This is a genomic window from Streptomyces sp. NPDC031225, from assembly GCF_055570355.1.
This window is the reverse complement of record NZ_JBVIHJ010000036.1, coordinates 29,965-42,277: the sequence shown is the minus strand read 5'-3', so window position 1 is coordinate 42,277 and position 12,313 is coordinate 29,965. Positions and strand designations below refer to the sequence as shown.

Genomic DNA, 12,313 nt, shown 5'->3' with positions numbered 1-12,313 from the left:
AGAGCCCCACTGACAGAGCCCGAAGTCCGGGATCGCCATTCCGCGAACTCATCCGGCCCGACGTGCTCACCCTCGACGACTTCGCCATGCGCCAGCTGACCGCACCGCAGGCCGACGACCTCTACGAACTCGTCTCCGAGCGGCAAGGCCGATCCCTGATCATCACCAGCAACCGGGCGCCCAGCGACTGGTATCCGCTCTTTCCCCAACCCGGTCGTCGCCGAGTCGCTCCTGGACCGGCTGATCAACGCCAGCCACCAGGTCATCATGAACGGCCCCAGCTACCGCCCAAACAAGCGCCCGAAGAACCCCAGCAGCAGGAATTGACCCGCGATCAACTACCCGTGCAGCCAGACCCGCAGCGCGCCGGCCGCCTCGAAGCCATGGCGGATAGCGGCATCCAGGTCCGCGCCGTGCGCATAGCCCACTACGGGCAGGGTCGGGAACAGCCGGTGCACTGCGTCCAGCACCACCGGCCAGGCCCGGTCAGCGCCGCCCTCCACCGCGAAGACGTTGGAGACTCCGACCACGTGGTCATTGCGGCTCGCCACCGCCCCGGCGGCCACCAGGCCGTCAGCGGAGTGTCCGACGAGCACGGACGTGGCCGGGTCATCGAGCAATTCGGGACGGAAGAGGTCCGCGTTGCCGTCCCCGTCATCCCAGGCAAGGGCCCAGGCCCGCAACATGTCCCGGTCGCTGGCCACGTCCCAGGCGAGATCCGGTGAGGTGACCGGCGCGCTCGCCGGACGGTGGATCCACTGCGCGTCGCGCGCTCTCACACCTCAGCGAAGCGCTCGCGCAGTACCCGGCGTTGGAGCACAGCGCCGGATCCCGCGTGCACAGGCGTCTCGCCTCTTGACGCAGGTCACGAAGCAGACAGACGGTAGGTCTCGCGCCTTGCTCCACGGGAAGGGGACCGCATGTCCTTCAACTGGCGATACCTCGTACGCCCCGACGGCGACTTCTGCCGCATCGCCAACCTCGCTCAGGTCTCACTCCGCGCGGACGAGGCTGAATACGGGGCTCGGGCGCACTCACTGGTCAACCGATGCGCACCTCGATGGCCCCGCGGCATGGACGGTGGCTGACCGGGCGGCCGCACATTGCCTGCACGACAGTGGAGACCGCGTCCAGGTGCTCCGTCCAGCTCCGTCGTCCAGCAGGCGTCCTCGCCGCGGATCGCCGCCCACATCAGGAGTTGCTCCAGCAGGAAGCGGCTGACGTGCCTGGTGAACCGCCGCTCGGACAGCACCCGTTCGTACGTCTGTGGGGCGGCGAGTGGCAGCCCCTCCTCGTCGCACATGCTGACGTCCCGGGTCCACGCGCCACCCAGCAGGAAGAGCTGCTGGACCCTGCGGGCGGGGTACGGCACGCGCACCACGCCGGTGTGCAGTTCGCCCGGCAGGCGGCGCGGCAGGCCGTCCCGCCAGCGCACGGCCACGTCGCCGCCGACGTCACCGAAGAGGTAGAGCAGCGCCGCCGTCCCGGACACCGGCACCGGCACCGGATCGGGGCCGGGCGCGGGGTCGGACGACGGTGCGGCGGCCGCCGTCACCTCGCCTCCGCCGATCCCTATGCATCCGCGCCGTACGACGGACATGGTCAGCCGCACCCCGAACTGGGCGGCCAGTGCGGGCAGCAGGGCGTACCGGACGGCGTCGGCGAAGGGCGCGCCCGCCGTCTCCGTCCCGCCCCGTACGGTTGCCGAGGCGCCGGGCCGCCCCAGCAGGGGCAGCAGCGCCATGAGCGGGGCGCACGCCGAGTAGCCGCGTACCGAACGGCCGCCCTCGTCGGGCAGGCCGCCGGGGAACACGTCCTTGGCGCGGTCGTAATCGCGCCTGACGGCGATGCCGCGGCGTTCGAAGGTGCGCGTCGGGTCGTCCAGGTCCAGGTGTGCCGGCCCCGCAGGACGGCTCGCACCCGGCCGAAAGACCACCTCGGTATCGCCGAGGCGGACGTCCCCTGCGTCGCTGCCGGTCCACCTGCCGAGTTCCTGCAGCAGCCTGACGTGCGGCCAGGCCAGGCCACGCTCGGGTGCGGCCACGCGGACGTTGAGCAGCCGGACCGGCACTCCCAGGGCGACCGAGAGCGAAAGCGCCGTACGCAGCAGGCCCCCGCCGCCGGCACCGGCGTCGATCGTCAGCATCCGTCCTCCGGGGCGCCGCCGTCCGGGGCCGTGCTGCCGGGGTGGGGCGCGAGCTTGGCCCGTACCGCTGCGGCGTCCGCGTGCCCGAGGTCGTCGAGGACGGCGAGCGCCGCCGACCAGGCCCGGCGTGCGGCCAGCGCGTCGCCGCCCGCGTGGTGGGCGTCGCCCAGCCGGTGCAGCGCGGACGCCTCCTCGAAGCGGTTCTCGAACGCGTGCCAGAGCTCTACCGCGTCCTGGAACCGCGCGACCGCTTCGTCGTAGGCGCCGAGCCGGTGCTGGATCAGCCCCAGGGTGGCCAGCACATGAGCCTGGTAGTAGCGGTCGTCCAGGTTCACCAGGATTTCCAGCGCCTCCGCGCAACACGCCAAGGCCGCCCGATAGTCGTCGGCCGCGGTGAGCGCAATGCCGAGGCGGCTGAGTGCCGCGGCCCGCCATGCCTCGTTGCCTTCGGCCGCGTAGAACTCCACAGCGCGGCGGGCATGGGCGGCCGACTCTTCTGGGTCGCCTAGTAGTGCTTCGTTAGGTTCTGGTTCTGCTTGCGGTGAGGGGGCGGCCGCAGGTGCTGCAGGTGCCCGTCCAACACCTCAGCAGGTCTTGGAGGGCGTCGAGGGTCTGGTAGAGGCTTGGGCTGGTGCTTCGCCTTTTGGGTCGAGCCTGCGGAGGGTGAGGAATGCCTGGGCGGCGGTGACGAGGGTGACGTGGTGGTGCCAGCCGCGCCAGGTGCGGCCTTCGAAGTGGTCGAGTCCCAGGCCGTGTTTGAGCTCGCGGTAGTCATGTTCGACCCGCCAGCGCATCTTCGCCCACCGCACCAGGTCAGCGGTCGGTGTGGTGGGAGGCAGGTTCGATATCCAGTAGTCCGTCGGGGCGTCCTGGCCGTGTGGCCATTCGACCAGGACGGTCTGGACGGGCAGGACGCCGTCCCACCGGCTGCGGCCCCCGCCCGATTCCTGAGCGGCGGCCAGGGACTGTTTGCCCGCAGGCCGCACCGTCAGCACCGCGAACCGTGAGGTCATCACGCCCTTGCTGCCCTGCCGCCAGGTCACCTCGGAGAATCGCTCCGCGCCGGCTTCCGCGGCCAGGGTCGAGAGGGCTCGCGGCGGGAGGCGGTAGCGGGGAAGGGTGGGCGGCCCGAGCCCGCCATAAGCGGGCTGGTGCGGCTCGGCTTCCTCCGGATGGGCGACTTCCTTGCGTTGCAGGGCCAGGACATAGGACAGCCCTCGCTCCTGCAGACCGAGCCGGAACGGTGTGCTGACGGGCGACCACGACCGGCGCCTCCAGCTGCCACTGGGCGAGTGTGTCCAGCAGGCCGAGCGCGAGACGCCACTTCTCCCGGTGCACCACCTCCTGGGGGACTCCTGCCCTGCGGCAGCGGTCGGGCTCGTCGGTCCACTCACGCGGCAGATACAACTGCCACTCCAAGGGGCACGAGGCGGTGTCGGTGGCGGCATGGACACTGACCGCGACCTGGCAGTTCGCCCGCTTGCCGACCGCTCCGCAGTACTGGCGGGCCACCCCTACCGACGCCTTGCCGCACTTGGGGAACGACACGTCGTCGATCACCCACACCTCGGGCCTGACAACTTGGGACAGCCGCTCGGCGATCCGCTGCCTGACCGGCAGCGGATCCCACGGCGACTGGTTCACGAACTGCTGCAGGGCCTGCATGTCCCCATCCGGCAGACGCGCCGCCATCGGCTGGATCGACTTGCGCCGGCCATCCAGCATCAGCCCCCGCAGATAGCACTCACCCTTGGCCCGCTGATCCGTACGCGGCACCGAGGCGAACACATCCGCCACGAACAATCCCAACGCGGCCCGTAATCGGCTCACTTCATGCGCATCCACACTTGCAACATGCTCTTGATCAGCGAAAACGCATAGACCTAACGAAGCACTACTAGCCAGGACTCGACGGACTCGACGGACTCGACGGACTCGACGGACTCGACGACAGCGTGCCTGCCCGCCAGCAGAACGCCGCCTTTTTCCGGACGCGACAGCCGGGCACTCAAGCCGCGCATGCCTTCATGGCGCAGGAAGGAGCAACCAAGTTGCGAAGGCCAGGTAGGTTGCGTTCGCCTTCTTGCCGTTGGAGCACACCGGTCAGGATTCAGCCGCCGCCGACACATTGTGGGGCGGGTGTTTCATTCCGCTGGTGAGGCTGGTTTCTCGGTGGTCGTCCTCGAGATGAACGTGGGCTGCGGGTGGGGTGCGACGGATGCGGTGTCTGCTGCCGCGTCGCTGGACGCGGTCATCTTCAGGAGCGGGAGTGCGGCGATGAGGGTTCCGGCGGTGAGGAGGACGCTCAGGACGCCGACGCTCATGTTGTCCATGATCGCGCCGACGGTCAGGGGGCCGACGCCTCCACCGAGTGCTCCGGCGCCGCTGAGGGCGGCCAGCCAGCGTCCGGTTGAGTCGATGACCGAGGCGGCGGCGAGTATCTGCACCAGGACGGCCAGCCAGCACGTCTGCCAGACGGCGGCGGTGGCGATGAACAGGGTGGGGCTGTGGGTGACGATGAGGAACCCCGTGCTGAACGCTTCGACGACGACGAACCCGGTCATCGAGCGCAGGCGGCCGAAACGCTTCACGGCGAGCGGTCCGGCTACGGCTCCGGCGAGTGCGACGACGCTGGAGCCGGCCAGGACGGCGGAGAGCACAGAGGCAGACATTCCGGTGTGGCCGCGCCCCAGGACGGAGGCGTAGGACCAGACTCCCTGCGTGACGGCCGTCAGGAGGCCCGCGCCGACGAGCAGCACAGCGGAGGGACGGGCCTGCCGGGAGTCTGCGTCGGGGGCGGTCGCGGAAGGACTGCTCGCCGGGCCCGGGCCGTCGGGGAGGTGGCCCACCAGGAACCAGCCCGGCAGGCAGCACACCGCCAGCAGGAAGAAGCCGGTTCCCCCGCCTGCGGACGCGTCGACGGCCGGGAAAGCGAGGAGCAGCAGGGCATTCGCGAACAGCGCGCCGATGACGGTGATCGAGGACGTCTTGTCGGCGTCGTCGCCGGCGCCGGCCAGGGCGGCCGTGGAGGCGGCGTAGACGGCTCCGAGTCCGGTGCCGAGCAGCAGGCTGGCCACGATCAGCGTCAGGACGTCGAAGGCGATGGCGGCGCCGATGAATCCCGAGGCGGCCAGCGCCAGCCCGCCTCGGGCCATTCGGACGCGTCCGGGGCGGGCGGCGCGGTTGGTGAGCAGGAGGGTGGTGATCGCGACCGCCATCAGCTGGCTGGCGGCGACGAGTCCGGCGCTGGTGCTGGACAGGTCGAAGCGGTCGGCGAAGTCGTCCACGAAGACGGGCATCACATTACTGGGGCTGCTGCCGAGCGTGACTCCGGCGATCAGGGCAGCGGCGACGGTGAGCGTCAGCGCGTTGTCGCTGTTCGTTTTCACTCAATGCCCCCTGCGCGGAGGGCCGCCTGGCAGGCAGGCGTGGGAGCGGGAGGGAAGAGGAGCATCGTCAGAAACCTCAGAACTGGTTGGCGGTCGGGTGCGGTGTCCAGTACTGCAGCGGCGAAGGGAGCCTCGGGCAGAGAGGGGATGCTCGACCCGGACGCGTCGGGGGCACAGGCTGGCGGCCAGTGGTCAGCCGCCCCGGACGAACTCTGCGGCTGCAGCCGGCGCGTCAGTGGTCAACGGGCCCGGGCGCTCAGGCATTGACCTTCCGCAGCAGACGGGTCGGGAGCCGGGCCAGCAGGTATTCGACGGCGGCCCAGGGCACGCGGGGCACTGTCGCGTGGACGGCGCCGGACTCGATGCGGTCCATGATCTTGCGGGCGCCCGTGCGGGTGTCGATGAGGAACGGTCGTTCGTCGCCCAGGGCTTCGTTGATCGGGGTGTCGATGTAGCCGGGGGCGACCGTGGTCACGGTGATGCCGCTGTTCCACAGCTCGCCTCGGAGCGACTGAAGGTACCTCGTGAGCCCTGCCTTGGAGGCGCAGTACGGTGCCCCGCCCGGCAGGCCCGCCGCGGCCACGACGGAGGTGAAGCCCACCACCTGTCCGCCGCCCTTGCTGCGGAAGTGCGCGACGGCCGCGTCGATGGTCGCCATCGCACCCAGCAGATTGACATCGACCACCGCGCGGTGCGCCTCGAAGCGGCCCTCCCCGATGTTGCCCCCTGCGTCGACCCCCGCGTTGGCGATGACCATTCCGAGTCCCCCGAATTGCCGGACCGCGTCGTCGATCGTCCGCGCCACGGCCTCGTGCTCGGTCACGTCGAGAGCGGCCACGGTCACCGAACGCTGCGGGAACGCGGCGGTGAGCTGTGCCCGCAGTTCTTCCAGGAGCTCGATTCTGCGCGCGGTGAGGTACACGTCGTAGTCACGGGCGCACAGCTCGGCTGCCAGCGCCTTGCCGATGCCCGAGCTGGCACCGGTAAGGAACGCGGTTCTCGCGGGCAGCGGGGACCGGCCCGGGTCGACGAAGGGCAGCTTCCCGAGCAGGCGGCGCGCGGTGGTCAGTTCAGTGCCGTTCATCGGTCGCCGTTCCTGTGATCCGCGAGCCGAGCGTTTTGCCCGTGCGTCCGTCCGGGGCGGGCCTGCAGCACAGTTCTTCTTGGATGGCTGTCATGCGCTGTCCTTCGTGGAGTGCCGGAAGAAGGGGGTCCAGCGACCTCGCCGTCAGCATGACCATCCATCCAAAGCGTGTCAACAGTGGTGCCATCACAGTTGTCACCACCGTTGACACCGATGGATCGGCAAGCCAGAGTGAGGGCGTCGAAGCTCGGCATGTCCATGCGATGAAGGGGCTCAGTAATGCGCATTGAAGCGGGTGGATGGCTGCTGGGAGCCGCCGCGGCGGGCGCCGGGGCGGTGTGGCTGTGGCGCCACCAGGACGAGGTGATGACCCACCGCCCGGTCAATGAGTGGACGTTCACTCACATGAATCTCCTCATGCCCACCGAAGACGTCCGCCGCGGCGGAGATGTGTTGCCCCTGCCCCGGCGACCGCGCCCCCTGGAAGTGGCCTACGGCTTCGAGGGGCGGGAGCGGAGCCTTGCCGAACTGCACGCTCGGACGAACACCACCTCCTTCGTCGTGCTGCATGGCGGCGAGATCGTCCACGAGTCGTATCCGGGGCGCTTCGCCGGCGTCGGTGTACGGTTCCAGATGTTCTCGATGACCAAATCGGTGACGTCGATGCTGATCGGGATCGCCCTCGACGAGGGGGCGATCAAGGATGTGACCGAACCGGTGACGGCGTACTGCAGGGGGCTGTTGGGCTCTGCCTTCGATGGCGTGACCATCGAGCATCTGCTCGACATGAGCAGCGGAGTGGGTGACCTGGAGGCCTACACCGTTCGGGACAGTCTGATCAACCGATTCGCCAAGACCGCAACAGGTGGCGGCTCGCTGCACGAGGTCGTGTCCTCGGCCGAGCGTTCGACCGAGGCCGGCACACGGTTCAACTACTCGACGATCGACACCCAGGTCCTGGGATGGGTGCTGGAGTCCGCCACCGGCCGCTCCCTCGCGCAATACGCTGCCCAGCGCCTCTGGAGCCGCATCGGCGCCGGGCACGACGCGTACTACTGGCTCACCCGGGGGCATCCGCGTACCGCGATCGCCGGCGGCTCACTGAATGCCACCGCCCGCGACATGGCCCGGCTGGGGCTGCTGATGTCCCGCGGCGGAGAGCTGAACGGGCAGCGCATCGTGCCCGAGGAATGGGTGACACGCAGCCGGGGACGCGGGGTGCCGCACCTGGAGGTCGGCGCACTGGGCCCCAGCGGTTACCCGTATTACGGGTACAGCAACAAGTGGTGGACACTCGGCGGCGAACGACGTCCGTTCACCGCAGTGGGGATCCACGGCCAGTACCTGTATGTGGACCCGGACGCCGACGTGGTGATCGTCAAGACCAGCGCGTGGCCGACGGCGGACGACCCCTCACGTGACGCGGAGTCCGTCACGGCACTGCGGGCGGTCGCCGACCACCTGCAGGAGGACCACCGTTGACAACGCCGTCGATAAGATGACAGCCATGACACGCGCGAAGACCGACCCGGCAGGAGCCACTCCCGCGCGGCGGAAGCAGCGTCAGGCATCGTTCCTCACCCCGGATCTGATCCTGGACACCGCAATGGCCGTGATCGAGAGGGACGGTCCGCAGGCGCTCACCTTCCGTCGGCTGGGCACTGATCTGGGCGCCGACCACACAGCCGTCCTGCGGCACTTCCGCGGCAAGGACGACCTGCTGCTCGGCCTGGCCGCCCGGCTGGTCAGCGACGCCCTGCACGACTTCGCACCGTCGAAAAGCTGGCGCGAGACCCTCGCCTCGCTCGCCCGACGGATCCGTGCCGCATGCCTGCAGCACCCGGGCGTGGCCGTCCTGGTCGCGGCCCGGACCTCCCGGCGCGAGCCAGAGTTCCAGGGCGCCGACGTGGTCATCGGCGCCCTGCTCGAGGCCGGCCTCCAGGGACGCGAAGCGGCCTCGTACTACCGGGTCCTGGCCGAAATGGCACTCGCCGTCAGCGCCTTCGAGGCTTCCTTCAACGTGCTGGACAAGGCCGCTCAGGAAGGCGACCGGCTGGCCTGGCGCCGCGAGTACCTGACGGCCTCGCCACAGCGGTACCCCAACCTGGCACAGGTCGCCCCCTATCTCGCGGAAATCGACGAAGAGGACCAGTTCGAGACCGCGCTCGGCCTGCTCCTCGACGCCGTGGAGCTCCGCGCGCAGCGCGCCCGCGCAGAAGGAAGCGAACACACGGAGAACTGACGCCTCGCCGAGCAACAGGGCAACCGGCGAGATCGCGCAGGCGCTTACCGGATTCCCTTCCGTCTCGGGAGACGTGGTTGCCATCGACCTCGACGTCGCCGTGCGGACGGGTGAGGGGGTAACCGGGCAGGCGCAGGGGCGCCTCCGGCTGCGGCGGGCGGCCCTGGTGCCGGACCGGGCGTGGCCCGAGGGCTACGTGACGCCGGGCGACGATCTGTGCCAGAACCCAGAACTCATCGCCATCGCCGACACGATGGCGTCACCGTCCTCAACGAAACGAAACGACATCGCAGCTCGCCGACAGAGTCAGTGGCTGCGTACTCGTCCAGGAGCGGTCCGAGGGGCCGGACGCAAGGGTCCGGGTCATGTCCCCTGTGAGGCCGACCCCCGGAAGCCATGGCCGCAGTGGCCCTGCTGTACGCGCGGATCCGAACCACCGGTGCGGTGAACAGGGGCCGAGATGCTCCCGCAGTGCGTCCGGGTGCCGGTCCAAGCCCAACAGTGCCACCAGGCATGAGTGCCGCTGACATACTTCGGCAGCGTGGGCGGCCCACCGGTGGATCGGGCGCTCTGTCGAGCAGTTGTGGCTCGGCCCCGTGGTCCTGCGCTGTACAGGAGCGACGCCGGAGGCGACCGACCACGCCGCCGAGGCTTTCAGGTCCGCTGTTTCGGCAGCTCCGGCACGGGCTGCGCCTCTCCCTCCCGCTGCTCGGACTTGACGTACATACGGACGAACGCCAGGAGACCCGCGATGCCCGCTGTGACACAGGTCGGCTCCCCGACTCTGGCGGCCACCTTCATGACGAGGTCACCGTCGCCGGCTGCAACGCCCGCGATCTGTCCGAACGTGACGATCGTCCCGCCGAGCAGGAAGACGAGCAGCGACAGACGAAAGGCTATGGAGAGGACTCTGTTCACGACAGCTCCGGTTCCGTGGCGTTGGGCAGGAGAGCGGGTCTGCGACCCGGCGGACTGTCAGGGGCGGCCCAGTGGTTCACGGCACCCACAGAATCCCCGCGGCGATGAGCACCCCGAACAGGATGGACGGCAGGAGGTAGTAGGCCATGATGGGGCCGAAGATCCGCACCGGGTTGATCTCGGCGATACCGCTCGCGACATAGATCGGAGCCGCGCCGGGCGGAGAAGCGCCCTCCGAAGAAGCAAAGACGAGCAGCGCGGCGAACGCCGCGACCGGCGACACCCCGGCGGCGGTCAGCGCGGCGAATCCGACGGGACCCACCGCGGCGGTGGTCGCCGTGGAGTTCAGCGGACCGGCCACGACGACCACGACCAGGCCGACGAGCAGGGCGACGATGAAGACCGGAACGCCGTCGAGCCGGTGGAGCTGGCGGCCGAGCTGGTCGGCGAGCCCGAGTGTGTTGAGCACGTTGGATGCCGCGAAGGCGCAGACCATGGTGACGCCGACGACGCTCAGTTTCGGGCCGATGGTGTCCAGCAACTGCCACCATCCACGGGGTCCCTGAGGCAGGGATTTCCGCGTGACGAGGACTCCCAGCAGCAGTACGAGCACGGGCATCCAGATGAGCAGGTCGATCGCGTCGGCCCCCGCTTCCCCGACCCGGTGCTTGACGAAGTTTCCGGTCGGCCCGAGGGTGGCCAGCACAGGGACCGCGATACCCACGAAGATCAGCAGCGAGGTCCATCCCCGGCTGAACGTATGGCGCAAAGGCTGGATGTCGTCCGCGGACATCGCCGTGATGCCGCGACGGCGGACGATCACGAAGGTGATGGCGAACCGCATCAGGACCATCCAGGTGCCCACCACGAACATGGCGGGGACGACATCGGACGAATCGAGCACGGGACTGACCGTCGGTGAGGCGAGCAGCACGAAGAAGGCGGCGCCGAACGGGAAGGTCGTGCCCATGCCGGCATTGCCCGCGGTGATGAGCGCGGCCGTCTCCCCGCTGGTGTTGGAGCGTCGCATCCACGGAATAGTGATGGAGCCGATGGTGGCCGCGATCGCCGGACCCGCGTGCGCGACGGTGCTGAACAGCCCCGCGGACGCCGTGGCCGCGTAGGCGGATCCGCCGCGGAAGCGGCCGAGCAGCGAGCTGAGAATGTCGACCAGGCGCTGCATGAGGCCGGCTTCGGAGAGCACGGCGCTCACGAAGACGAAGGCCAGGGCCGCGAAGGTGATCGGCTCCTTCAGCGCGGTGACAAGGCTGTTCCAGGCCACCTGGGGCGCGTCGCCGCCGGCGAAGGCCACGGTGACCAGGAAGCCGACGATCATCGCTTCTCCGACGCTGCGGCGCAGCAGAACGTTCCAGGCGACGATGGCCAGGATGGATGCGGCCAGCGCGATGATGGCACTCATGAGGTGGACCTCGGCTCTGCTGTCTCGCCGGTGACGGGATGTAGTTCCATCGCGATGGCCGCCCGCTCGCCGATGGCGGCGATCTGGTCGACCAGCGCGTCGGGCAGGGGAATGCCCAGAGCCGTCCGCCTCGCACGAGAGCGTTCTTCCGGTTCCCCGGGGATCAGGACGTCCGGTTCGCCGGCACGGACCGAACGCACGAGTTCCTCCACCTGGCGCGGTGTGCCACCGTCGGGGTTGACGTGCTCGGGGTCAATGGCGAGGAAGAAGTGGCCGATGTTGTCATGGGCTCCGTCGTGTCCCGGAGCGGCGGCCTTGGACAGGGCCGCGCTGAGGATCTGGACCATCAGGCTCAGTCCGAAGCCCTTGTGGCCGCCGGTGGTGGTGCTGGGACCGCCGAGCGGGCTGAGTGACGCGGAACGGTGGATCAGGAGTTCGAACGCTTCCGCCGCGTCGAGTACGCCGTCGCCCGACTGGTCGGCGACCCAGCCCTGCGGGATCGGGTCCCCTTTGAGCGCGTAGGCCTTGATCTTGTTCATCGCCACGACACTGGTCGACATGTCGATGACCACCGGCCGGCCATCGCACGGGGAGCGGCGAAGGCCAGAGGGTTCGTGCCCAGTACCGGCGTCGTCCCACCGGTGGCCGAGACGACGGGTGTCCGGGTGGTCGAGGTGGCCAGAGCGAGCAGGCCGGCCTCCGCGACCCGGCGTACGTAGTATCCGGCGGCGCCGAAGTGGTGCGAATTGCGCACGGCGACCGCACCGACACCGTTCTCCCTGGCCCGGGCGGCTGCCAGGTCGATCGCCTCCAGAGCCGCCGGATGGCCGAGGCCGTTGCGGGCGTCGAGGACGAGCAGCGAGGCATGGCGGGTGACCACCACGGGTAGGGCGGCGAGGTCGAGACGGCCCTTGGCCCGCAGCTTCTCGTACAGCGCCAGCATGGAGACGCCGTGCGAGTCGACGCCGGACAGGTCGGTGTCGATCATGATGTCGGCGGTGATGGCTGCCGGGCGGTGCGGCATACCCCATGCGGAGAGGATCCGCTCGACGTAGCGCCGCAGGTCGGCGGCCTCGAAACGTCGCTCGGGCGAGGTAGACGTCATCGGCTTTCC

10 protein-coding genes and 4 pseudogenes are annotated in these 12,313 nt (G+C 69.6%); 4 read left to right on the top strand and 10 right to left on the bottom strand.

Annotated features, from left to right (window positions below; genetic code table 11):
* Positions 1-41: 41 nt before the first annotated feature.
* Positions 42-327, top strand: a pseudogene (locus ACZ48Z_RS41075) (ATP-binding protein); the annotation flags it as partial.
* An 11-nt stretch (positions 328-338) separates the two neighbouring features.
* On the opposite strand, the pseudogene ACZ48Z_RS41070 reads toward ACZ48Z_RS41075, so the two are convergent.
* The 6 genes and pseudogenes from ACZ48Z_RS41070 to ACZ48Z_RS41045 all read right to left on the bottom strand — a co-directional run.
* Positions 339-767 (bottom strand): annotated as a pseudogene (locus tag ACZ48Z_RS41070) (hypothetical protein); the annotation flags it as partial.
* 218 nt (positions 768-985) lie between these two features.
* On the bottom strand, positions 986-2,146 hold the full coding sequence (locus ACZ48Z_RS41065) for an RNA 3'-terminal phosphate cyclase (RefSeq protein WP_468741032.1): 1,161 nt from the start codon (positions 2,144-2,146) through the stop codon (positions 986-988).
* A complete protein-coding gene (locus ACZ48Z_RS41060) occupies positions 2,140-2,613 on the bottom strand; it encodes a tetratricopeptide repeat protein (RefSeq protein ID WP_468741031.1) in 474 nt (157 codons plus the stop codon). The genes ACZ48Z_RS41065 and ACZ48Z_RS41060 overlap by 7 nt, the downstream gene beginning before the upstream one ends.
* 117 nt (positions 2,614-2,730) lie before the next feature.
* A pseudogene (locus ACZ48Z_RS41055) lies at positions 2,731-3,991 on the bottom strand (IS701 family transposase).
* A 299-nt stretch (positions 3,992-4,290) separates the two neighbouring features.
* Entirely contained in the window at positions 4,291-5,535 is a 1,245-nt protein-coding gene (locus ACZ48Z_RS41050) for an MFS transporter (protein WP_468741030.1), read from the bottom strand.
* A gap of 256 nt (positions 5,536-5,791) precedes the next feature.
* Positions 5,792-6,619, bottom strand: coding sequence for an SDR family NAD(P)-dependent oxidoreductase (locus ACZ48Z_RS41045; RefSeq protein WP_468741029.1), 828 nt, complete (start codon positions 6,617-6,619; stop codon positions 5,792-5,794).
* 279 nt (positions 6,620-6,898) lie between these two features.
* On the opposite strand from ACZ48Z_RS41045, the gene ACZ48Z_RS41040 reads away from it, so the two are divergent.
* From ACZ48Z_RS41040 to ACZ48Z_RS41030, 3 genes and pseudogenes are all read left to right on the top strand, one after another.
* Complete coding sequence (locus ACZ48Z_RS41040) at positions 6,899-8,101, top strand: serine hydrolase domain-containing protein (protein ID WP_468741028.1); 1,203 nt, start codon at positions 6,899-6,901, stop codon at positions 8,099-8,101.
* 25 nt (positions 8,102-8,126) lie between these two features.
* Positions 8,127-8,861 carry a TetR/AcrR family transcriptional regulator gene (locus ACZ48Z_RS41035; RefSeq protein ID WP_468741027.1) on the top strand — a complete coding sequence of 245 codons (735 nt, stop codon included), beginning with the start codon at positions 8,127-8,129 and terminating at the stop codon, positions 8,859-8,861.
* Between the two features lie 25 nt (positions 8,862-8,886).
* Positions 8,887-9,078 (top strand): annotated as a pseudogene (locus ACZ48Z_RS41030) (hypothetical protein); the annotation flags it as partial.
* A 437-nt stretch (positions 9,079-9,515) separates the two neighbouring features.
* On the opposite strand, the gene ACZ48Z_RS41025 reads toward ACZ48Z_RS41030, so the two are convergent.
* From ACZ48Z_RS41025 to ACZ48Z_RS41010, 4 genes are all read right to left on the bottom strand, one after another.
* Positions 9,516-9,779: a hypothetical protein gene (locus ACZ48Z_RS41025; RefSeq protein ID WP_468741026.1), complete on the bottom strand. Its 264-nt coding sequence runs from the start codon at positions 9,777-9,779 to the stop codon at positions 9,516-9,518.
* Between the two features lie 76 nt (positions 9,780-9,855).
* Positions 9,856-11,199 carry a TRAP transporter large permease subunit gene (locus ACZ48Z_RS41020; RefSeq protein ID WP_468741025.1) on the bottom strand — a complete coding sequence of 448 codons (1,344 nt, stop codon included), beginning with the start codon at positions 11,197-11,199 and terminating at the stop codon, positions 9,856-9,858.
* A complete protein-coding gene (locus ACZ48Z_RS41015; protein WP_468741024.1) occupies positions 11,196-11,759 on the bottom strand; it encodes an Ldh family oxidoreductase in 564 nt (187 codons plus the stop codon). The genes ACZ48Z_RS41020 and ACZ48Z_RS41015 overlap by 4 nt, the downstream gene beginning before the upstream one ends.
* Entirely contained in the window at positions 11,735-12,304 is a 570-nt protein-coding gene (locus ACZ48Z_RS41010; protein ID WP_468741023.1) for an Ldh family oxidoreductase, read from the bottom strand. The genes ACZ48Z_RS41015 and ACZ48Z_RS41010 overlap by 25 nt, the downstream gene beginning before the upstream one ends.
* Positions 12,305-12,313: the final 9 nt, after the last annotated feature.